This window comes from Amycolatopsis sp. NPDC034160, assembly GCF_055575355.1.
This window is the reverse complement of the sequence record NZ_JBVISU010000028.1, coordinates 85,265-105,840: the sequence shown is the minus strand read 5'-3', so window position 1 is coordinate 105,840 and position 20,576 is coordinate 85,265. Positions and strand designations below refer to the sequence as shown.

General features: G+C 67.6%; 20 protein-coding genes and 1 pseudogene. 8 read left to right on the top strand and 13 right to left on the bottom strand.

The genetic code is table 11. The features are described from left to right. Positions 1-95: 95 nt before the first annotated feature. The 3 genes and pseudogenes from ACZ54P_RS36130 to cmtR all read right to left on the bottom strand — a co-directional run. Positions 96-569: pseudogene (locus ACZ54P_RS36130) on the bottom strand (class I SAM-dependent methyltransferase); the annotation flags it as partial. Between the two features lie 10 nt (positions 570-579). Beyond that, complete coding sequence (locus ACZ54P_RS36125) at positions 580-1,248, bottom strand: cation efflux transmembrane domain-containing protein (protein WP_465466106.1); 669 nt, start codon at positions 1,246-1,248, stop codon at positions 580-582. Further along, the gene (gene cmtR, locus ACZ54P_RS36120; protein ID WP_465466105.1) at positions 1,245-1,586 is read right to left on the bottom strand and encodes a Cd(II)/Pb(II)-sensing metalloregulatory transcriptional regulator CmtR; all 342 of its coding nucleotides are present in this window, start codon (positions 1,584-1,586) and stop codon (positions 1,245-1,247) included. Before cmtR ends, ACZ54P_RS36125 begins: the two co-directional genes overlap by 4 nt. A gap of 498 nt (positions 1,587-2,084) precedes the next feature. Here cmtR and ACZ54P_RS36115 point away from each other — a divergent pair, with 498 nt between their 5' ends. Genes ACZ54P_RS36115 through ACZ54P_RS36100 form a run of 4 tightly spaced genes read left to right on the top strand, consistent with a single transcriptional unit; the run spans position 2,085 to position 6,979 of the window. Beyond that, positions 2,085-3,506 carry a family 2B encapsulin nanocompartment shell protein gene (locus ACZ54P_RS36115; protein ID WP_465466104.1) on the top strand — a complete coding sequence of 474 codons (1,422 nt, stop codon included), beginning with the start codon at positions 2,085-2,087 and terminating at the stop codon, positions 3,504-3,506. Further along, positions 3,503-4,891: a family 2B encapsulin nanocompartment shell protein gene (locus ACZ54P_RS36110; RefSeq protein WP_465466103.1), complete on the top strand. Its 1,389-nt coding sequence runs from the start codon at positions 3,503-3,505 to the stop codon at positions 4,889-4,891. The genes ACZ54P_RS36115 and ACZ54P_RS36110 overlap by 4 nt, the downstream gene beginning before the upstream one ends. Positions 4,892-4,938: 47 nt before the next feature. Beyond that, on the top strand, positions 4,939-5,802 hold the full coding sequence (locus tag ACZ54P_RS36105; protein ID WP_465466102.1) for a geranyl diphosphate 2-C-methyltransferase: 864 nt from the start codon (positions 4,939-4,941) through the stop codon (positions 5,800-5,802). Positions 5,803-5,836: 34 nt separating this feature from the next. Beyond that, positions 5,837-6,979: a family 2 encapsulin nanocompartment cargo protein terpene cyclase gene (locus tag ACZ54P_RS36100; protein ID WP_465466101.1), complete on the top strand. Its 1,143-nt coding sequence runs from the start codon at positions 5,837-5,839 to the stop codon at positions 6,977-6,979. Positions 6,980-7,048: 69 nt separating this feature from the next. Here the strand turns inward: ACZ54P_RS36100 and ligA are convergent, their stop codons facing one another. The 3 genes from ligA to ACZ54P_RS36085 form a co-directional block, all read right to left on the bottom strand. Beyond that, positions 7,049-9,040, bottom strand: coding sequence for an NAD-dependent DNA ligase LigA (gene ligA / locus ACZ54P_RS36095; RefSeq protein WP_465466100.1), 1,992 nt, complete (start codon positions 9,038-9,040; stop codon positions 7,049-7,051). A gap of 51 nt (positions 9,041-9,091) precedes the next feature. After that, the gene (locus ACZ54P_RS36090; RefSeq protein WP_465466099.1) at positions 9,092-10,189 is read right to left on the bottom strand and encodes a calcium:cation antiporter; all 1,098 of its coding nucleotides are present in this window, start codon (positions 10,187-10,189) and stop codon (positions 9,092-9,094) included. Positions 10,190-10,272: 83 nt separating this feature from the next. Next, a complete protein-coding gene (locus tag ACZ54P_RS36085) occupies positions 10,273-10,518 on the bottom strand; it encodes a hypothetical protein (RefSeq protein WP_465466098.1) in 246 nt (81 codons plus the stop codon). A gap of 264 nt (positions 10,519-10,782) precedes the next feature. On the opposite strand from ACZ54P_RS36085, the gene ACZ54P_RS36080 reads away from it, so the two are divergent. After that, positions 10,783-11,325 (top strand): hypothetical protein, encoded by a 543-nt coding sequence (locus tag ACZ54P_RS36080; RefSeq protein ID WP_465466097.1) that lies wholly within the window; start codon positions 10,783-10,785, stop codon positions 11,323-11,325. A 222-nt stretch (positions 11,326-11,547) separates the two neighbouring features. Here the strand turns inward: ACZ54P_RS36080 and ACZ54P_RS36075 are convergent, their stop codons facing one another. Further along, positions 11,548-12,603, bottom strand: coding sequence for a fatty acid desaturase family protein (locus tag ACZ54P_RS36075; protein WP_465466096.1), 1,056 nt, complete (start codon positions 12,601-12,603; stop codon positions 11,548-11,550). A 143-nt stretch (positions 12,604-12,746) separates the two neighbouring features. Next, positions 12,747-13,688 (bottom strand): glycoside hydrolase family 43 protein, encoded by a 942-nt coding sequence (locus ACZ54P_RS36070; RefSeq protein WP_465466095.1) that lies wholly within the window; start codon positions 13,686-13,688, stop codon positions 12,747-12,749. A gap of 184 nt (positions 13,689-13,872) precedes the next feature. Between ACZ54P_RS36070 and ACZ54P_RS36065 the strand changes: the two genes are divergently transcribed. Further along, positions 13,873-14,265 carry a hypothetical protein gene (locus ACZ54P_RS36065; protein ID WP_465466094.1) on the top strand — a complete coding sequence of 131 codons (393 nt, stop codon included), beginning with the start codon at positions 13,873-13,875 and terminating at the stop codon, positions 14,263-14,265. Positions 14,266-14,527: 262 nt separating this feature from the next. Here the strand turns inward: ACZ54P_RS36065 and ACZ54P_RS36060 are convergent, their stop codons facing one another. Continuing rightward, positions 14,528-14,944 carry a hypothetical protein gene (locus ACZ54P_RS36060; protein ID WP_465466093.1) on the bottom strand — a complete coding sequence of 139 codons (417 nt, stop codon included), beginning with the start codon at positions 14,942-14,944 and terminating at the stop codon, positions 14,528-14,530. 119 nt (positions 14,945-15,063) lie between these two features. Then, complete coding sequence (locus ACZ54P_RS36055; RefSeq protein WP_465466092.1) at positions 15,064-15,927, bottom strand: alpha/beta fold hydrolase; 864 nt, start codon at positions 15,925-15,927, stop codon at positions 15,064-15,066. Positions 15,928-16,064: 137 nt separating this feature from the next. On the opposite strand from ACZ54P_RS36055, the gene ACZ54P_RS36050 reads away from it, so the two are divergent. Both ACZ54P_RS36050 and ACZ54P_RS36045 read left to right on the top strand, forming a co-directional pair. Next, the gene (locus ACZ54P_RS36050; RefSeq protein WP_465466091.1) at positions 16,065-16,982 is read left to right on the top strand and encodes an AurF N-oxygenase family protein; all 918 of its coding nucleotides are present in this window, start codon (positions 16,065-16,067) and stop codon (positions 16,980-16,982) included. A 1-nt stretch (position 16,983) separates the two neighbouring features. Continuing rightward, positions 16,984-18,489 carry an FAD-dependent oxidoreductase gene (locus ACZ54P_RS36045; protein WP_465466090.1) on the top strand — a complete coding sequence of 502 codons (1,506 nt, stop codon included), beginning with the start codon at positions 16,984-16,986 and terminating at the stop codon, positions 18,487-18,489. Between the two features lie 205 nt (positions 18,490-18,694). Here the strand turns inward: ACZ54P_RS36045 and ACZ54P_RS36040 are convergent, their stop codons facing one another. The 3 genes from ACZ54P_RS36040 to ACZ54P_RS36030 form a co-directional block, all read right to left on the bottom strand. Then, a complete protein-coding gene (locus ACZ54P_RS36040; RefSeq protein WP_465466089.1) occupies positions 18,695-18,919 on the bottom strand; it encodes a hypothetical protein in 225 nt (74 codons plus the stop codon). 117 nt (positions 18,920-19,036) lie between these two features. Further along, positions 19,037-19,198 carry a hypothetical protein gene (locus tag ACZ54P_RS36035; RefSeq protein ID WP_465466088.1) on the bottom strand — a complete coding sequence of 54 codons (162 nt, stop codon included), beginning with the start codon at positions 19,196-19,198 and terminating at the stop codon, positions 19,037-19,039. A 54-nt stretch (positions 19,199-19,252) separates the two neighbouring features. Continuing rightward, positions 19,253-20,515, bottom strand: coding sequence for an NAD(P)/FAD-dependent oxidoreductase (locus ACZ54P_RS36030; RefSeq protein WP_465466087.1), 1,263 nt, complete (start codon positions 20,513-20,515; stop codon positions 19,253-19,255). Positions 20,516-20,576: the final 61 nt, after the last annotated feature.

The window sequence follows — 20,576 nt, the reverse complement described above, 5'->3', positions numbered from 1 at the left end:
CGTCCGCACCAGCACCCACCGCGTCACCGCACTAGCCAAAGCCATCCTCACCCTCGAATACAGCCTCAGCTAACCAAGATGGAAAAGGCTCAATGCAGGCCGCGGATCGCACGCGACGAACTCGCGATGTGGTCGAGCAGGATGAGCCGTCCACCTGGCCGGAGGACACGGGCCATTTCCCGCAACGCCCTGTCGTGATCCGGGATGGCACAGAGCCCGAGCGTGCAGAGCACGGTGTCGAACGAACCGTTCTCAAAGGGCAGGTCGTGGGCGTCGGCCCGCCGGAGCGTCACCGGGTGGCCGAGGCGTTCGGCGCGGCCGCGGGCGATGGCGAGCATGCCGTCGCTGAGGTCGACGCCGGTGAGGGTGACGCCGTCGGGATAGAGCGGCAGGTTCAGCCCGGTCCCGACGGCGACCTCGAGGACGTCGCCGGTGGCCTGGCCACAGGCCCATGCCCGGGAATCACCGAAGAGCTTCCGGTCGAGAAACTGCATTTCCCGGTCGTATCCCTGGGATTTGCCGTCCCAGTAGCGATTCCACCTGGTGCGGCGATCGGCGGACCGGGTCATGGCGCTCCTTTCAGCAGCAGTGCTCGCCGCGCCAGGCTTCGCGACCTTCCTTGAGCGCGACGGCGGCGATGACGAGCGCGACCAGCGGATCCGCCCAGTACCAGCCGAGGAGGCTGTTCAGCAGCAACCCGACGAGCAGCACACCGGAAAGATAGGTGCAGAGCAACGTCTGTTTGGAGTCGGCGACGGCACTCGCGGAGCCGAGTTCGCGTCCGGCGCGGCGCTGGGCGAGCGACAGGAACGGCATCACGACCAGCGAGATCGCCGCCAGCACGATGCCGACGGTGGAGTGCTCGGCCTGGTCGGCGCCGAACAGGGTGCGTACGGACTCGACGGTGACGTAGGCGGCCAACGCGAAGAAGGACACCGCGATGACCTTGAGCGTGGTGCGTTCACGGGCTTCAGGGTCCGCGCCGGAGAACTGCCAGGCGACCGCGGTGGCGGAGGCGACTTCGATGACCGAGTCCAGCCCGAAGCCGATCAACGCGGTCGAGGAGGCCATGGTGCCGGCCGAGATGGCCACGATGGCCTCGATGACGTTGTAGGTGATCGTCGCCCCGACCAGGAGCCGCACCCGGCGCGACAGCTGGGCGCGCCGATCCGGGTCGACCGTGGACGTCGTGGTGCAGCAGCCATCCGTGCAGCCGCCGGTCTCGCGGGGAAGAGCGCGCTCGGTCATCGGAGCACCCGGAGGCTGGTGTCGTCGTCGACGCAGGGCTCGGCCGTGTCGACGGCGAGCACGACCTGCACCAGTTCACGGAGTGCGCGGGCAAGATGCTCGTCGGCCAGCGCGTAGCGGACCTGGCGGCCTTCGTAGGTGGCCACGACTAGTCCGCAGCCCCGCAGGCAGGCGAGATGGTTCGACACGTTGGACCGGCTCAGACCGAGTTGTCCCGCCAGTTGACCGGGGTAGCTCACGCCGTCGAGCAGGGCGACCAGGATCTTGCACCGGTTCGGGTCGGCGAGGGCACGGCCCAGCCGGGCGAGCGCGGCACCGTGGGTTTCACACGTCAGCACAGCCAGGACAGTACAGCTTCGGCTGACCTATCAGCAAGGACTGAACTATGACCCGTGCGTACTCAGGGCACGGTGGTCGCCCGGGAGTGACTTACACGACGGGGTGTCCGGACGCGACCCTCTGTTTCGTCGCGGTCTGTCAAGTCGCCGTCGAGCCTGCGCGGAGAGGCGACCCGAAAGTGATCGTCCTGCTCACTCCAACGGCCGCATCGTCGGCGCCGCAGGGAGTTTCGCGGCAGCTTCGCATAACACCTCAGAACAAGTACTGGACCGATTGTGTGAGTATTTTCATTTGCCCGGTCACATTGCCAAAAGGCTTCGACGGCAATGTCGAAACCGGCATTCGGGTGGCCTTTCCTCATTACCCGAAAGTGCGCTTGTGCGGGCAAAACACCTTGCTATGTTGATCCCTGCGGGGCCGTCACCTCGGGGAATACCGGCACTCCGCGGTTTGTGGATCTTGTTTGTTCGCATGACTATCGAAGGGTGGACCTTGCTGTGACCGTGACCGAATCGGACACTTCCGCCGAAGGTGTCCAGGGGCCGGGAAATCCGCAGCTGAGTTTGGGTCGGGCCGCCGCGCGCAACCTGGCGACCACGACCAAAACCGTCCCGCAGATGCAGGGCATTTCGTCTCGCTGGCTGCTGAAGATGCTCGAATGGGTTCAGGTCAACGGTGGCGCTTATCGGGTCAACCGGCGGCTCAATTACGCGGTCGGCGACGGACGGGTGACGTTCTCGAAGGTCGGGACCGAAGTGACCGTCATCCCGGCGGAACTCGGGGAACTGAAGCCGCTCAAGGGTTACGACGACGAAGAAGTTCTCGCCGAACTCGCCCGCCGCTTCGAACAGCAGGAGGTGGCCGCCGGCGACGTACTCGTCGAGTTCGGGCATCGCGCCGACCGGGTCTATCTCATCGCGCACGGCAAGATCACCAAAACCGGCCCCGGCCCTTACGGCGAGGAGACCGCGCTCGGCGTGGTCAAGGATGGCGACTACTTCGGCGCGCAGGCACTCGTCGCCGGTGACGGTATCTGGGAGTTCACCGCCAAGGCGGCCACCGCCTGCACCGTGCTGACGCTGAGCCGCCAGGCCTTCGAGCAGATCCTGGAGCAGTCCGAATCACTGCAGGCGCAGATCGAGCTGGCGTCGCAGGACACCGGACGGTCCAACGACTTCGGCGAGGCCGAGATCGACATCTCCTCCGGCCACGACGGCGAGCCGCTACTACCGGGCACGTTCGTCGACTACGAGACCTCGCCGCGCGAATACGAACTGAGCGTCGCCCAGACCGTGCTGCGGGTGCACAGCCGGGTCTCCGACCTCTACAACCAGCCGATGGACCAGACCGAGCAGCAGCTCCGCCTGACCATCGAGGCGCTGCGTGAGCGGCAAGAACACGAGATGATCAACAACTCGGACTTCGGCCTGCTGCACAACGCCGACTTCACCCAGCGGATCGCCACGCGCACCGGCCCGCCGACCCCGGACGACTTCGACGACCTGCTCGCGCTGGTGTGGAAGGAGCCCGGCTTCTTCCTCGCGCATCCGCGCACGATCGCCGCGTTCAGCCGCGAGTGCAGCAAACGCGGTATCTATCCCACCGGCGCCGACCTCGGCGGGCACAAGGTGCCGTCCTGGCGCGGCGTCCCGATCCTGCCGTGCAACAAGATCCCGGTGGGCCGGAGCAACACCAGTTCTGTGCTGCTGATGCGCACCGGCGAAAAGAACCAGGGCGTGGTCGGCCTGCGCCAGATCGGCCTGCCCGACGAGTACGAGCCGGGCCTGAACGTCCGCTTCATGGGAATCTCGGAGCAGGCGATCATCTCCTACCTCGTCAGCACGTACTACTCCGCCGCCGTGCTCGTGCCGGACGCGCTGGCCGTGCTCGAAGCCGCCGAACTCGGCCGCGAAGGATGACGGCCACTACGCCGGAGGCCGACCGGCGGCTGAGTCTCGGCCCCGCGGCCGCGCGGAACCTGACGACGACCACCAAGACGCGGCCGCAGATGCAGAGCATCACGCCGCGCTGGCTGCTGAAGCTGCTGCCTTGGGTCGAAACGAAAGGCGGCACCTTCCGGGTCAACCGGCGGCTGACCTACGCCATCGGTGACGGGCGGGTGAGCTTCACCAACGTCGGCACCGAGGTCCGGGTCGTCCCGCAGGAACTGGCGGAACTGGCGCTGCTGCGGGGTTTCGACGACGAGGACACGCTCACCGCGCTCGCCGATCGCTTTGTGCAGCACGAGTACCGGCCCGGCGACACGATCGTCGGCCACGGCACCCCGCTCGACGAGGTCGTATTGGTCGCGCACGGCAAGGTCGCCAAGGTGGCGCCGGGTGAGTACGGTGGCGAGTCGACCATCGGGAGCATGGCCGACGGTGATCATTTCGGCGAGGAGATGCTCGCCGGGATCGAGCGGAACTGGCCGTACACGGTCAAGGCCATCACCCCGGTGATCGTGTTGACCCTGCGCTCCGAAGACTTCGCCGACCTCAACGGCCGGTCCGAGGCGATGCGCCGCCACGTGCAGGACATGCTGGCGCAGGGCACCAAACCCCAGAACGCCAAGGGCGAGGCGGAGATCGGGATGTCGTCCGGGCACGACGGCGAGCCACCGCTGCCGGGCACGTTCGTCGACTACGAGACCACGCCGCGCGAGTACGACCTGGCCGTCGCCCAGACGTCGCTGCGCGTGCACACGCGGGTGACCGATCTCTACAACGGGCCGATGGACCAGTTCGCCGAGCAACTCCGGCTGACCGTGGAGGCGCTGCGGGAGCGGCAGGAGCACGACCTGATCAACAATCGCGAGTTCGGCCTGCTGCACAACGCCGACCTGAAATCGCGGTTCCAGACCCGGTCGGGCCCGCCGACACCCGACGACATGGACGAACTCGTCAGCCGCCGCCGCAAGACGAAGTTCTTCCTCGCCCATCCGCGCGCGATCGCCGCGTTCGGCCGGGAATGCACGCGCCGCGGCCTGTATCCGGAGGGCACCACGGTCGACGGAAAGGTGGTCGCCGCGTGGCGCGGGGTGCCGCTCCTGCCGTGCGACAAGATCCCGATCACCGACACGGGTACGTCGTCGATCCTCGCCATGCGGACCGGCCTGGAGGACAACGGCGTGATCGGGCTGCACCAGACCGGTCTGCCCGACGAGTACGAGCCGGGCCTGAACGTGCGGTTCGACGGCATCACCGAACAGGCCGTGGCCACTTACCTGGTCAGCACCTACTACTCGGCCGCGGTGCTCGTGCCCGACGCGCTCGGCGTCCTGGAGAACGTCGAGGTCGCGCGGTGACCCCTCGAACCACACCGAACCTGAACGCCCGCGAAAGGACCACACACGTGACAGTCGCTCGTACCCCCGCTCCCGCCAAGGTTCTGCGCACCGAATACCAGAAGTCGGTGGCGTCGTACTGGAACAAGGAGAAGGATCCGGTCAACCTGCGGCTGGGCGACGTGGACGGGCTCTATCACCACCACTACGGGGTGGGCGAGGTCGACTGGTCGGTGCTGGAAGGGCCGGAGAGCACCCGCGACGAGCGGATCATCGCCGAGATGCACCGCTTGGAGACCGCGCAGGCCGACGTCCTGCTCGATCACCTCGGGGACGTCGAACCGGACGACCGGCTCCTCGACGCCGGCTGCGGCCGCGGCGGGTCCAGCATCATGGCCAACGCGCGGTTCGGCTGTCACGTCGACGGGATCTCGATCTCGGAGAAGCAGGTCGAGTTCGCCAATCACCAGGCGGAGATCCGCGGGGTCGCCGACAAGGTGCGCTACCACTTCCGCAACATGCTCGACACCGGCTTCGAAACCGGCTCGCGCAAGGCGATCTGGAACAACGAAAGCACCATGTACGTGGACCTCTACGACCTCTTCGCCGAACATGCGCGGCAGCTGGAGTTCGGCGGGCGCTACGTCACCATCACCGGGTGCTACAACGATGTGACCGGTGGGCGGTCCAAAGCCGTCGCGCAGATCGACCAGCACTACACCTGCAACATCCATCCGCGCAGCGCGTACTTCAAGGCGATGACGGCGAACGACCTGGTGCCGATCTCGGTGGTGGACCTGACGGCGGACACGATCCCGTACTGGGAGCTGCGGGCGAAGTCGTCGGTGGCTACCGGGATCGAGGGACCGTTCCTCGACGCCTACCGCGAAGGAAGTTTCCACTACCTGCTCATCGCAGCGGACCGCGTCTGATCCCGCATTCACTGAGACCATCGGAGTGACCGCGATGACGGAACATGGCGCTCTGGCCACGCTTCTGGCCGGGCCGAGTGGACTGGGAACGTCCGCCGCGCGCCTGGCGGCCCGGCTCGCACACACCCCGGCGGCTGCGGAGACCCCGCTGCCGCCGGGGCCTGCAACCGGGCTCGACCCCGGGTACGCGTACCGGCCGTGGGGTGACGGGTCGGCGCCGCCGCTGTACTGCCCGGTCACCGAACGGATCAACGATCCGCTCGCGGCGGAGGTCGACCGGCGGCTGGTCGAGTGGGCGGGTGAGTGCGGATTCGACGAGGAGGAGTGCGAGCAGATCGGGAAGGCGGGCTTCGGCAGGCTGGTCATGCTCGCCCACCCGGACTGCGAGGATCCCGACCGGCTGCTGATCTCCGCGCGGCTCAACGCGGCCTGGTGGGCGGCGGACGATCTGTACGCCGACGACACCTCGCTCGGCGCGGTCCCGGCGGAACTGCCGCCGAAGCTCGCGCTGGCGATGGCCGCCATGGACCCGGTGCCATCGCTGGGCGAATTCAGCCGCGAACTCGACGAAGCGCTGCGGAACGACCGGGTTCTCGTGGCGCTGAACTCGGGGACGGACTTCCTGCGGCAAGCCGGGACGGCCGCTCAGGTCCAGCGTGTCTGCTATTCGACCTTCGCGATGTTCGTGAGCTGGACCGCCTACGCGGCATGGCGCCACAGCGGCAAATACCCGCCGGCGTGGGAGTATCTCGCCGCCCGGCAGCACGACAGCTTCTACACCTCGATGACGCTGATCGACGTCCTCGGCGGCTACGAACTGACGTCGAACCTCTACTACGACCCGAGGGTCCGCGATGCGGCGATCCAGGCGGGCACGGCGGCGGTGCTCGTCAACGACGTGCATTCGGTCGCCAAGGATCTGGAGGACGAGTCGCCGCCCTGCAACGCGGTCCTGCTGATCGCCGGAGACCGGAAATGCTCGATCGAGGAGGCCACGGCGATCACCGTCGAACTGCACAACGACGTCGTCCGCGACTTCCAGGCGGCGCACGAGCAGTTGAGCGGGGTTCCTTCCGTCGAACTGCAACGGTTCCTGCGTGGGTTGCGGGGGTGGATGGGCGGCGGGTTCGAATGGCACTCGACGAGCCCTCGGTACCGGACGAAGCCCAGCGTTTAGTCCTCTAGATGCGGTAGTTCGTGACACGAACCTCCGCATCTAGAGGACTAAACGCGGGCAGGCCAGCGGCTAGACGACGCCTGCCGCGATCAGCTGCTGCCAGATCACACCCTGGTCCACGACCTCGACTTCGAGCTTCTCGGCCTTGGTGATCTTGCTCGCCCCGACGTCGGCGCCGGTGATGAGCATGTCCGTATTCGCCGAAACCGACGACGCGGTGGTCGCGCCGGCCTTCTCGCACAACCGCTGGAAGGTCGGGCGCGGCACCTTTTCGCCGGAGCGGGGGTCGCTGATCGACCCGGTGACCACGACGGTCTTGCCCTCCAGCGGCGCACCGGCCACGACGACCGGCGGAAGGTCCTCTTCGCGTACGTCCAGCGAGACACCGACCTCTCGCAGCCGCTCGAGTTCGGGACGCAGCCGGGTGAGGTGCTCGATCAGCGAAGCGGCCACCTTGGGGCCGATGTCCTCGACGGCCACGAGTCCTTCCTCGCCTGCCTCGATGACCGCTTCCAACGAACCGAAACCGGCCCGGCACAGACGTGCGGCCGTACCCTCGGAGGCCATCGGGATCGCCAGCCCGATCAGCGCCCGGCGCAGACCGACGGCCCGGCTCGCGTCGATCGACTCGATCATGCGGGTGGCGGAGATTTCGCCGATGCGGTCGAACTCCAGCAGCCGCTCTTTCGTGAGCCGGTAGAAGTCCGATGGGTGTTCGAGGATCCCGGCCTCGGCGAGCCGCTCGATCCAGACCCCGCCGATCGCGTCGATATCCGCCGCGGCCCGGGAGGACCAGTGGATCAGCCGACGCACGGTCTGGGCTGGGCAGGCGAGGTTGGTACAGAACAATTCCCGGCTGTTGCCCTGTTCGGTCAACGGCTCTTCGCAGGAAGGGCACACCGACGGCGGCACGATCTCGCGCTCCTCGCCGGTGCGCTTGGCGGCGTCCAGGACACCGGCGACGAACGGGATGACGTCGCCGGCGCGGCGAACCAGCACGGTGTCGCCGATCTTGATGCCGCGGGCTCGGATGACCTCTTGATTGGCCAAGGTCGCGCGGGTGACCGTGCCCCCGCCGACGAACACCGGCTCCAGCCACGCCACGGGAGCGATTTTGCCGGTCTTTCCGACATCCCAGACGACGTCGGTGAGCACGGTCGTCTTCTCCTCGGCGGCGAACTTGAACGCCATCGCGCCACGAGGTGAGCTCGACCGGGTTCCTGCGGCGGCGTAGGCGTCGCGATCCGCCAGCCGCAGCACGGCACCGTCGAGGTCATAGTCGAGTTCGTTGCGCTGCTGCTCGATGGTCGTGATGACGGCTTGCGCCGCCTCGGCGTCGTCGCAGTGGCGCATGTCGGCGGCGGTGAATCCGAGTGTCCGCAGCGCGCCGTCCAAGTCGGTTTCCACACTGTCGGGTTCGGTGGTCAGGTCGAAGGCGAAGAACCGCAGACGTCGTTCGGCGACGGTGGCCGGGTCCTTGGCGCGCAGCGTGCCGGCGGCGGCGTTGCGCGGGTTGATCAGCGGTTTGTCCGGATGCGCCTTGTTGTAGGCGGCGAAGGTGGAGCGCAGCATGACCGCCTCGCCACGCACCTCGACCCGGCCGGGCGCGTCGACCTTGTCCGGGACGCCGTCGGTCAGCGCCCGCACCAGCATGGTCACGTCGTCGCCGGTGGTCCCGTCACCACGGGTCACCGCACGCGCGAGCCGACCGTTCTCGTAGACCAGGGCCAACGACAGGCCGTCCAGCTTCGGCATGACCACCACCGACTGGCCGGGGAATCGGGCGAAGAACGCCGCGACCTGTTCGGGTTTGGTCGCCTTCTCCAGCGACAGCATCGGGCGCGAGTGCCGGATGGGCGCGTGCAGCACGGCGGGCGCGCCGACCTGGTCGAGTGGATTCGGATCCGGGGTCAGCTCGGGGTTGGCCTCGATGAGCCCCCGCAATTCGTCCTCGATCGCGTCGTACTCGGCGTCGGCCACCTTCGGCGAGCCCCGGTAGTAGGCGTCGCGAAGGACGACGATCTGATCGGCGAGTTCTTGGATGCGGTCCCGAGCGTTCACGGGGCAGAGATTACCCGTGACCTCCGACAAACAGCGTCCGAAGAGAACGTGTCACGGGTTGATGGCAAGCACGAGGAACGAGGCGAGCAGCACGAGATGTACGCCGCCCTGCAGGCGGGTGGCGCGGCCGGGGACCACGGTGAGCACGCTGACCGCGATCGTGAGCGCGAGCAGCACGATGTGGGTCGCGCCCAGGCCCAGCAGCAGCGGTCCGTCCAGCCAGATCGACGCCAGCGCGATGGCCGGGATGGTGAGTCCGATGCTCGCGATCGCCGACCCGTAGGCCAGGTTGAGGCTCGTCTGCATCCGGTCGCGCCGCGCGGCCCGCGTCGCGGCCAGCGTTTCGGGCAGGAGCACCAGCAGGGCGATCACGACACCGACGAACGACTGCGGGAAACCGGCCGCGCGGACCCCCGCCTCGATCGCGGGCGATTCGACCTTCGCCAGTCCGACCACGGCGACCAACGCGACGAGGAGCAGCCCGAGACTGGTCAACGCGGCTTTGTCGGTCGGCGGCTCGGCGTGCACTTCCTCCTTGATGGAGCCGTCGGTGTCCACCGGCAAGAAGAAGTCTCGGTGGCGCACCGTTTGAGTGAGCACGAAGAGGCCGTAGAGCAGCAGGGAGGCGATCGCGGCGAAGGTGAGCTGTGTGCCGCTGAAGGCCGGGCCGGGGGTGCTGAAGGTGAACGTCGGCAGCACGAGGGTGACCGACGCGAGCGTGGCGACGGTGGCGAGGGCGCCGCCGCTGCCTTCCGGGTTGAAGTGCGCTTCGCCGTAGCGGCGGGCGCCGACCATGAGCGAGATGCCCACGATGCCGTTCGTGGTGATCATCACCGCGGCGAACACCGTGTCGCGGGCCAGCGTCCCGGCCTCGGGGCCGCCGGAGGACATCATCGTGACGATCAAAGCGACCTCGATGACCGTGACCGCGATCGCCAGCACCAGCGAACCGAAGGGTTCCCCGACGCGGTGCGCGACCACTTCGGCGTGGTGGACCGCGGCCAGCACGGTCGCACCGAGGGCGATCGCGACGATGGCCACCGGGACCGGGCCCAGCTCGCGGCCCCAGCTCAGTGTCAGCACCACTATGGCGAGGACCGGCGTGACGGTGGTCCAGGACACGGGGAATCGGCTGCTGGAGGTGGCCATGACGTCACCTTCGCACACCCTGCGTGACATCGCCGTCCAGCGGTCTCGTGAGTGGTAATGACGGTTCTAACCGTCATTACCACTCACGAGACGCGGGCGCCGGGGACCTTGACCGTGATCCACCGGTCGGACGCCACGATCCGCTGCAACCGGAAGCGGCACAGGGTGTGGAACATTTCGCCCAGCTCCTCAGGATCGATCCGCCCTTCGAGGTCACGCCTGCTCGCGTTGAGCACCCGGCTGATCACCGCGGCGGGCACGCGGCCGCCGAACTCGCCCATCAGCCAGACACCGATTTCGCCGATCTCGTCCGTGCACCGCGCGGTCATCAGCCTGACCTCTCCCCATCGACGTGTCGCCGGCTCGCCCGGCGAGGGGGTGACTCGCCATGACGAACCTTGTGACGGAGAACTCGTGAGATTGCTCCGCTCGGCGTAACGGGCTGGTCGGCGGGGCCCGGGCGCCGACGTTTGCACAGAACCGTGTAGCGGCGCTGAGTGATCTCCGGGAAAACCCCGATGTGATCGACATCGGCCTGTGCCAGCCTCGGTAGTGACCATTATGGACAGTGCCGAGAGGAGAGTACACGCGTAGTGACCCCAGCAAGGGATGAAGAAACCGAGCGGTGGATCGCGGAATTGACGGCCTTGACCGAGCTGTACCGGGCGGCGGAGGCGGCGGGCTCGGAGGAGGTGGTGTCACACGAGGGGTGGCATACCGGAGCACGGATCGGGACGAGCGCCGCGAACGGGCGATTACTGGCCTATCACGATTCGGGTCCCGAGGCGGAGTGCGTTTTCCGGGAGGGGGAGCGCACGCTGTTCAACATCATGAGCGGCGGATACGGGAACGACACCACCGAGCGAGGCTTCGCGGTGTGGAGTTCGCGGCCTGGTGTGCTCGGGGCGGTCGACGCCGGGGTGAGCAGACTGGAGGTGGCCGACCCGGACGGCGTGGTCGTCCCGGCCGAAATCGTGGCCCACACCTTCGCCGTGGACGTGGATTTAGGCCCGGAGCCTCGCACGGTCGACGAGGTCTTCGCGCCGTGGGAGCCACCGGAGCTGACGGTCCGGGTGTACGGCGAGGGCGACGCGTTGCGGTACGAAGGACCACTGCTCGCACCTAGCCGGTCCTGACGGCGTGCGGGTGCCGGGCGATATCTCGGCCGGCACCCGCTACCGCGCCCGCTCACGAACCGGCAGTGACCGGCTCGTGCCGGATGGGGAAGTTCACCGAGTTTGGCGATGAAGCACGCGTCATGCGCCTGCTTGTGCAGTGCCTCGACCCGCTCGATCGCGACCGGGTCGGCGACGGCCACCGCGACGCCGAAGCCCGCTGCGCGTCGCCGAACGTGGCCGTCAGGTTCCCGGCAGCGCGAGCCGGAGGATCTTCCGGACGACCGAACCGAGCTGTTTCGAAAGGGAACCGGTGTTGTAGGGCAGGCCGTGCTTCTCACAGATTTCCCGCACTTCGGCGGCGATCTGCGGATAGCGGCGGGAGGGGATGTCCGGGAACAGGTGGTGCTCGATCTGGTGGCTGAGGTTTCCGGACAGCAGATGGAACAACGGGCTTCCGGAGATGTTCGCGGAACCGAGCATCTGGCGCAGATACCACTGCCCGCGACTCTCGTTCTCGCTCTCGTCCTCGGTGAAGACCTCGGCGCCGTCGGGGAAATGTCCGCAGAAGATGATCGCGAACGCCCAGAGGTTCCGCGTCAGGTTGGCGGCGGCGTTCGCGGTCAGGGTGAGTGGCGCCAAGGGACCGGTGAGCAGCGGGAAGACCAGGTAGTCCTTTCCCGTCTGCCTGGCGAGTTTGCGGAGCATCGGCCCGAGTAGTGGCCGGAGGTCCGACCAGCTCCGGCGTCTTTGCACGATCCTGTCCGCCTCGAGGTCGTGCAGCATGATGCCGTACTCGAAGAACAGCGCCTGCGCGGCCGCGTAGAGCGGGTTGCCGAGGTAGTACGGATGCCATTTCTGGTCTTCGGTGATCCGCAGGATGCCGTAGCCGACGTCGCGGTCCTTGTCGAGAATGTTGGTGTAGGTGTGGTGCATGAAGTTGTGCGAGCGGCGCCATTGCTCGCTCGGGCAGACCATGTCCCATTCGAAGGTCCGCGAATTGAGGGTGGGATCCTTCATCCAGTCGTACTGGCCGTGCAGGACGTTGTGGCCGATCTCCATGTTGTCGAGGATCTTCGACAGCGCCAGCGCGCCGACGCCGGCGAACCAGGCGGGCGGGAACCAACCGGCGAACAGCAGTGTCCGTCCTGACAACTCGCAGAGCCGTTGTACCGCGACGACGGTTCGGATGTAGTCGGCGTCGGCCGCGCCGAGGTCGTCGACGACGCGACGGCGAAGCGTGTCCAGGTCCTCGCCGATCTGGTCGATTCGGGCGGGGTCGAGTTCCTTGGTGGTCATCGAGCGATCTCCTGTGGCACGGCCGGATTCACCTTCGCTGGTTCGGCCGCGGTCCAGGGCACGCCTCTTCAGGGTAGGGCGGGCCGGTCGGGACGGTGTTCGGCCACGTGGGTGGTTCGTGGTCCGCCAGACGGACGCGCCGCTCAGCCGAGCTGGGGAAGGTCGTTCGGGAACGTGATGGGCAGCTGGAACAGCCCACGCGCGGTGCGGCCGCCGCCGAGCCAGCCGTGGAAGTAGATATGGCCGTCCACGACGTCTGCGCCACCTGGTGCGTCGACCTTGCCGCCGAGCAGATCGGTGGACAGGAACTGCGCGTCGGCTTTCACGAACGGTCCGTTCAACGCCGGCGCCGAAGCGTATCCGGTGTGGTAGCCGGAACTCTGGAAGGTGTCGGCCGAGTAGAACAGCAAGAACCGGCTCGCGGTCTTCACCACCGCCGGTGCCTCGACGACCGCCTTTTCGGAACTGAGATCCGCACGGAGGAGTTCGATACGCGGGCCGGTCAAGGTCCGGCCGTCAGCCAGCAGCTTCTGCGACCAGATCGCCGCCGGCGGGCCGACCGCCGCGCCGTCGCTCTTGTAGAGCAGGTACCGCGAGCCGTCGGAGTCCACAAAGGTCTGCGGGTCGATGTCACCGCTGTCCTCGGGTACGCAGATCAGCGGGCTTTCCCCTGCGGGCGTGTACGGTCCTTCGATTTTCGCCCCTGTCGCGACCCCGATGCACATCTCTCCTCCGGGGGCCACCGCCGCCGAGAAGTAGAGCAGGAACGTGCCGTCGGAAAGCCGGGTGACATCGGGGGCCCAGAACCCGCCGTCCGGTTTGGCCCACTTCGGAACCGCGGCCAGCGCGTCGCCGGCCACCCGCCAAGGACCTTCCGGCCCGGGAGCGCTCGCGTACGGAACTTTCACCGCGCCGGTGCTCGTGGAGAAGGCGAAGTAGCCGGAGTCGGTCTTCACGATGTCGGGGTCGGGAAAGTCCTGGCCGAGGAGGAGTCGCGGGGTGCCGATGGCGGAAGCCGGGGGAGCGATCGTGAGGCTCATGGCGATGACCACGACAAGCGCCAGGAGACGGTACTCGATCTTCATGCCCGATTTTCTCGACACGATGACGTGGTCGGCAGCCTCACGGGGGCGCTGTCACCGGGAAGCATGCACTTGTCGTTCACCCGGTCCCGGTGGATTCATCCGCTCGCCAACGGGGTAGTGGATGATAAGCATGGGCGTATCATATGCATAGCGCAATCATTTGGCGCTGAGGCGAGGAGCGAGCATGATCAAAAGCAAGTGGGTCACCGGTCAGGCCGCGGACCATTCCGGAGACGTGCTGGTCAGCGTCACCGCGTTGACGCTCGACGGCTTCCGGAATACGCCAGGCGCCTACCGGGCGGGCTGCGTGCTCAGCCGCGAGTGGCCTCGGCTGCCCGGTGCGATCGGCCAGTGGTTGTGGGCCGAACCGCTGCGACGGCGACTGGGGTCGGTCTCGGTGTGGCGCGACCGCGATGGCCTTCGTGGTTTCGTCGGGCTGCCTTCTCACGTGGCGATCATGCGGAAGTATCGCGACCTCGGCACCACTCGCGCTACCACTTGGAACGCCACGGACGTCGATCCGGTGGTCATCTGGCGAAGGGCGGAACGGTGGTTGCGAGATGTCCCTGGAACTTGAGATGCCACGGCCATCCGGTCGTGAGTGGCGATTCAGGTTAGAGCCAAACGTGTTTTAGGTACCTACGGGGGCGAGTTCCCTCGGCTCAGCCGAGGAAACTCGCCCTTCACCCCTTCCCCAGTACATGAAGGCCCCCTTCCTTGCGCCTAGCGCAAGGAAGGGGGCCATCACGTACTTCACGCAGACAACGCCGCAGGGCGTGGGTCCAGTGGGTCGTGAGTGGCGATTCGGGTTAGAACCCGAATCGCCACTCACGACGGAATCAGACGTGCGTGACCAGGAGTGTCACGCCCGCTTCGCCGCCGCAGTCCACCATGACCGGTCCGACGCCGTTGCCGATGTGCTGCGCGAGCTTGGCCTTGGCGACGAAGCGGCCGGGCCCTGGGTCGATGATCCTGATGTCGACCAGTGCCGGATTGGCGACCAGGCCGCCGATGACGGCTTTGAGTCCGGTGCCGCCGTTGCAGCTGCCGGTGATCGTGACTTCCTGGCCGCGCTGAGTGGTGGGGTTAGGCGAGACGTTGACGGTCGCGCGGGTCCCCTTGGGCGGCTGCTGTTGTTGTTCGATTTGAATGCTCCCTGCGGGGTTCGCCGATGCGGCGCTGATTCCGGTGGCTCCTGCGACGATCGCGGCTCCAGCGACGGCGATCGTCGTGACGATCCGGCGGCTGACTGCCATGATCACTCTCCCTCTCCAGGTGTCCATAGAGGACACTGCATCCCCGTGATGTGAGGCTCGTCCGGTAAGTCGGCGAGGACGTCGGCCAGGGTTCCCCAGCGCCCGGATTGTGTCCTGGGTCACCCGGTCTGGGCGTGCTTGCCGGTGGCGGTGCTGTCGATGAGATCGGCCAGTGTCGTGGCCGCCTCTTCGGGAACCCAGTGGCTGATGCCGGGCAGGATTTCCAGCCGGTACCTGCCGTCGACGTACTGGCCGGCGAGTTCGGCGCCGCGACGGGACAGGGCAGTGTCGCCGTCGCTCCACACGTGCGTGGTCGGCACGGAAACCCGGGTGGGCAGAGACGCCGGGCGTTGCAGGAGCATCGCGCGGTACCAGTTCAGGCCGCCGGTCAGAGCGCCGCCGGCGAGGATCTCCTGGTGGACCTGGTCGATCTGAGCCGCTGTCATCCCCGTTTTCGCGAGCGTGCGGTCCACTACGCGCGGCCAGAGCCGCATGACGAGTTCGGGCAGCCAGGGGAGCTGGAAGAAGAACATGTAGTAGGACCGGATGACCTGGTCGCTGGTCAGCATCGCGCGCAGGAACGCCGAAGCATGGGGGACCGACACGGTGGTCAGCGACCTGACCAGGTCCGGCTGCTGGGCCGCGGTCGCCCAGGCGACGTTGGCGCCCCAGTCGTGTCCGACCAGATGTACCGGTCCGGCGCCGATGGCGTAAATCAGTGCGACGGTGTCGGCCACGAGACGGCTCGACCGATAGGCGAAGCGGCCGCGTGGCCGTGCGCGGGGGGAGTAGCCGCGCTGGTCGGGTGCGATCGTGCGGTACCCGCGTTCGTTGAGCAGCGCGGCGGTCTCGGCCCACGACGCGCCGGTCTGGGGGAATCCGTGCAGCAGCACGACGACGACGCCATCGAGCGGGCCGGTGTCGCGTACGTCGAAGGTGAGCCCGTCGTGATCGAACGAGCCGATGCGGCGCGGCGTGGTCATGAGCGGTCTCCTCGTTGGCCGTGGAGTCGGCCCGCCGCCCCCACTCGCGACCGGGCCATTTAGGTGTTACCTTGGGTAACAGTGAATTACGGTAACGTCTAAAACTACACCCAGCCGACGTAGTCAGGGAGGTCCGTATGACCAGCACCGATGTGCCGCGCACCGCGGGGACGGCCGGTAGCGGCCGCCACGAGACCGCGCAGCGACTCCTCGATTCCTCCGCGATGCTGTCCTACGACCCGGCCACCGAAGTGGACTGGGAAACGCCTTTGGACAAGGACTTCCACGGCGCCAGCCCCGAGTGGAGCACTCTCTACGGGACGAGCTACTGGGCTGAGATGACCCCGGAGCAGCAGAAGGAGCTCACGCGCCAAGAGGCCGCCTCGGTCGCGAGTACCGGTATCTGGTTCGAGATGATCCTGCAGCAGATGGTGCTGCGCGATTTCTACGCCAAGGATCCGACCGACCCGGCGTTCCAGTGGGCACTGACCGAGATCGCGGACGAATGCCGTCATTCGATCATGTTCGCTCGTGGTGCGGAGAAGCTCGGCGCGCCCCCGTATCGTCCGCGCAAGCTCGCCGTCGAACTCGGCCGCGTCTTCAAGGCGACGGCCACCGGTGAAGCGGCGTACGCGGCGATCCTCGTCGCCGAAGAAGTCCTCGACGTCATGCAGCGCGACTGGATGCGTGACGAGCGGGTGGTCCCGTTCGTGCGGACCATCAACAACATCCACGTCGTCGAAGAATCCCGGCACATGAAGTTCGCCCGCGAAGAGACGCGTCAACAGCTGGAGGGCGCGGGCTTCCTGCGCCGCCGGATCAACGCGCTGGTCATCGCGATCGCGTCGTACTTCATCGTCAGCAGCATGGTCAACCGCGACGTCTACAAGAACGCGGGACTCGACACCCGGCGCGCGCTGCGCGAGGCGAAGGCCAACGAACACCACAAGGCGATGATGCGGTCCAGCTGTGCCGGCCTGATGGAGTTCCTCGGCTCGTGCGGCCTGCTCACCAAGCCGGCTCTGGTGTTCTACAAGCGGGCGAACCTGATCTGACATGGCCTTCGCGATCACTCAGACCTGCTGCAACGACGCCACCTGCGTGTCGGTCTGCCCGGTCAACTGCATCCACCCGACACCGGACGAGCCCGATTTCGGCACCACGGAGATGCTCTACGTCGATCCGGCCTCGTGCATCGACTGCGGGGCCTGCGCGGACGCCTGCCCGGTGGACGCGATCTTCCCGGTCGACCTGCTGACCGGGCCTCTGCGGGCCTACGAGGGGCTCAACGCGCAGTACTATGCCGACAGGGAAACCGTGCCGTCGGCCGACCCCGCGCCGAACTTCCACCGTTGGGGTCCTCCCACCTTCGGCCGCGCGATTCCGAGCGACTTCGCGCCGCCGGACATCGCCGTCGTCGGCACCGGTCCGGCCGGCATGTACGCCGTCGAGGATCTGCTCCTGCACACGAACGCGAGGGTCACCCTGATCGACCGGCTACCGGTCGCGGGCGGCCTCATCCGCTTCGGTGTCGCCCCGGATCACCCTGCCACGAAACGGATCGGCGAAGCCTTCTCGCGTTTCCACGAGCACCCGCGACTGCGGATGCGCTTGGGCACCCAGGTCGGCCACGATGTCACCGTCGACGAACTGGCCGAGCGCCACGACGCGGTCATCTACGCCGTCGGGGCGTCGTCCGCACGCGGCCTCGGCCTGGACGGCGAGGATCTGCCGGGAAGCATCGCCGCGACCACCGTCGTCGGCTGGTACAACGGCCATCCGGACGTGCCCGCGAACGCGGTGGAGCTGTCCGCGGAACGAGTCGTGCTGGTCGGCACCGGCAACGTCGCGCTGGACGTGGCCAGGATCCTCACTGCCGATCCCGCCACGCTGGCGGACACCACGATCGCCGCGCACGCGTTGGAACGGTTGCGTACGAGCAAGGTCCGTGAGGTCGTCCTGCTCGCCCGGCGCGGGCCGGAGGACGCGGCCTACACCACGCCGGAGCTGCTCGCGCTGGCACAACGCGCCGGGGTGCCGCTCGTCGTCGACGACGCGGATCCTCGCACCGCGGCCGCGATCGAGGCGGGCATTGGAAAAGCGAAGCTGCTGCGCGGACTCGGCCGCGAGACCGTCGACTGGACCGGCCAGCCGGTCGCGGACGCACGCCGGATCGTCGTGCGCTTCCACTCCGCTCCCACCGAGATCGTCGGTGACACGCAGGTCCGAGGCCTCCGTGTCACCGGTCCGGACGGGCCGGTCGAGATCATCGCTGGGCAGGTCGTACGCGCGGTCGGGTACCGCGGAAGCTCGGTGCCGGGCCTGCCGTTCGACGAAGCGCGCGGCACGATTCCGAACACCGCGGGCCGCGTCGACGGTCGCAGCGGTGCCTACGTGGTCGGCTGGATCAAACGCGGTCCCTCTGGCGGGATCGGCACGAACCGGACCTGTGCGGGGGAGACCGTCGCGACCCTGTTGGCGGACATCACTTCCGGCCGGCTGCCGGTACGGGCACGACGCTCCCCGATCGCCGCGTTGGCAGCGCGTTTCCGCGGTCGTTGACCTCCTGACCGTCGTCGCGAGGCAGGCAATGCTGTCGTGGTCACGGGACTGTCGTGCGTGACTGTGTGGATTTCGGGTCATCTGACGTCCCGAAATCCACACAGTGCCGGGCAAGATCTTGGCGGACGCGCTGCACCCGCGCGCCGACACCACTGGCTGACTCACGGCGGCGAATTTCCGGCGCGGGCCGCTGGAGCCGGTCGGCTCAGTCCTGCGGGTGGCGGAACTTCCGGGCGAGGTGGAAGATCCCGGCGGCGACCAGACCAGTGACCAGCCCGAGCACCAGGAAGAACCACCCGATTCCCTGGCCACTGGAAGCGACGATGCTGATGCCCGCCACCACCAGCATGACGGCCATCAACGTGGTTGTCGTTGCCCTCCAAGTGAACGGCGACCGGTTGTCGACGTCCTTGGTTGTGTCGGCTTTCATGGCCCTCTACTACCCGGATAGGGCTTGCATCAATCCCGGGTTCTGCGTTCATTCCACTTCGCCGAACCGCAGCCGACCCCGTCATGAACTCGGGAACCAAACGGACACGACACCTGCCTACCCGGCAGTCCTGACGTCACCTTCCGCGTCGGTCAGTGGGTCTCGGTTCGCGGGTGGCCGCCGGAAGGCGCCCGCGTCGGCGGCGAATCCGATCGCGGCTTTCAGCAGAAGGTCCTTCTCGGTGCGCAGCAGGGCGATCTCGGCGCGGAGTCGGTCCACTTCGGACTGATCGGCCGGGGAAGTTCCGTTGTCTGGGAGCATTTTTATCCGAACTCAGCGAAGGGGGTCGAAAGGTCGCAGGGCTTCAGGTTGTTTGCCGGTGGTGATGTGCTCGGCGAGGAGGCGGCCGGTGATCGGGCCGTGGGTCAGTCCCCACATCCCGTGCCCGCCCGCGACGTAGAGCCCGGGGGTGCCTGTTACGCCGATCACGGGCCGTCCGTCGGTGGTGACCGGGCGGGAGCCGACCCATTCGTCGGTGCGCCGGTCCCAGTCCAGTCCGGTGAGGAACGGCCGAGCCGAGGCGATGATCGCGTCGATCCGGGCCGGATGCAGTGGTGCGTCCGGTTTCCGGAACTCCATCGTCCCGGCCACACGGAGGCCGCCCCGGTACGGCGTGCACGCCACGCGGATGTCCGGCAGATAGAGCGGCCCCGGGACCGGACGGTCGGTCGGCACGGTGAAGGAGTAGCCGCGTCCGGCGCGCACGGGGACCTTGACTCCCCACTTCCGCCCGAGGTCCCCAAGCCAGGCCCCGGTCGCGAGGACGACAGCGTTGGCGTTCACTGTCTGGCCCGTCTTCGACAGCACACTCAGCGCGTGGCGGTGCGCGCGCAGGGCCGCGACTTCGAAGCGGTGACGGATCGTGCCGCCCCGGCCGACCACAGCCCGAGCCAGCGATTCGACGAATCGGCCCGGGTCCACGTAGCGCTGGCCGTCGATGCGGACACCGGCGCCGAGCCTCGCCGTGGCCTGGGGGAATCTTTCGGTGAGTTCGGGCGCGGTGAGCCGGGTGTAGGAGGTGTCCTGTCCGGTTTCGCCGATGCGCCGTAGTTCAGTGATCAGCCTCGCGGCGTGGTCGGCGGTCTCGAACGCCGCCGTGATCGGCGCTTCGATGGTCGGCGCATCCACTCCGTTCGCGGTGAGGACGTCGAAGGCCTCCAAGCATTCCTCGTTCAGCGGCGAGTTCGCCTCGACAGCGCGAGTCCACGAGCGGTCGCCGCAGTTCGCGGCGAACCGGGCGAGGAACGACCACAGCCGTGGATCGGGGGACGGCGGAACGTGCAGGGGCGCCTGCCGGTCTAGTAACGTCCGCAGTCCGTAGCGCAGGACACCGGGTTCGTTGAGCGGGATCGCGAGACCGGGGGAGAGCCATCCGGCGTTGCCCCACGACGCGCCCGCCGCGATGCCCTCGCGATCCAGCACCGTGACGTCTACGCCGCGTTCCTGCAGGAACCACGCGGTCGAGAGGCCGACCACGCCGGCGCCGATCACGATCGCCGAACGCGGGCCGCCGTCGATCCGGTCGAGTTCGCCCATGAATTCCTCCGCTGCACGGGTGGTGCTTTCGCGGTCAGGATGACTCGGATCCAGGCGGTGG

Bases quoted from the DNA above. Each gene is read 5' to 3' on its own strand.
- ACZ54P_RS36055 (WP_465466092.1), bottom strand. From the start codon at position 15,927: ATGACCACGCCGCGCCGCATCGGCTCGTTCGATCACGACGGGCTCACC.
- ACZ54P_RS36060 (WP_465466093.1), bottom strand. From the start codon at position 14,944: ATGGCAGTCAGCCGCCGGATCGTCACGACGATCGCCGTCGCTGGAGCC.
- ACZ54P_RS36110 (WP_465466103.1), top strand. From the start codon at position 3,503: ATGACGGCCACTACGCCGGAGGCCGACCGGCGGCTGAGTCTCGGCCCC.
- ACZ54P_RS36030 (WP_465466087.1), bottom strand. From the start codon at position 20,515: ATGGGCGAACTCGACCGGATCGACGGCGGCCCGCGTTCGGCGATCGTG.
- ACZ54P_RS36045 (WP_465466090.1), top strand. From the start codon at position 16,984: ATGGCCTTCGCGATCACTCAGACCTGCTGCAACGACGCCACCTGCGTG.
- ACZ54P_RS36100 (WP_465466101.1), top strand. From the start codon at position 5,837: ATGACGGAACATGGCGCTCTGGCCACGCTTCTGGCCGGGCCGAGTGGA.
- ACZ54P_RS36040 (WP_465466089.1), bottom strand. From the start codon at position 18,919: ATGAAAGCCGACACAACCAAGGACGTCGACAACCGGTCGCCGTTCACT.
- ACZ54P_RS36075 (WP_465466096.1), bottom strand. From the start codon at position 12,603: ATGACCACCAAGGAACTCGACCCCGCCCGAATCGACCAGATCGGCGAG.
- ACZ54P_RS36125 (WP_465466106.1), bottom strand. From the start codon at position 1,248: ATGACCGAGCGCGCTCTTCCCCGCGAGACCGGCGGCTGCACGGATGGC.
- ACZ54P_RS36070 (WP_465466095.1), bottom strand. From the start codon at position 13,688: ATGAAGATCGAGTACCGTCTCCTGGCGCTTGTCGTGGTCATCGCCATG.
- ACZ54P_RS36050 (WP_465466091.1), top strand. From the start codon at position 16,065: ATGACCAGCACCGATGTGCCGCGCACCGCGGGGACGGCCGGTAGCGGC.
- ACZ54P_RS36085 (WP_465466098.1), bottom strand. From the start codon at position 10,518: ATGACCGCGCGGTGCACGGACGAGATCGGCGAAATCGGTGTCTGGCTG.
- ACZ54P_RS36090 (WP_465466099.1), bottom strand. From the start codon at position 10,189: ATGGCCACCTCCAGCAGCCGATTCCCCGTGTCCTGGACCACCGTCACG.
- ACZ54P_RS36065 (WP_465466094.1), top strand. From the start codon at position 13,873: ATGATCAAAAGCAAGTGGGTCACCGGTCAGGCCGCGGACCATTCCGGA.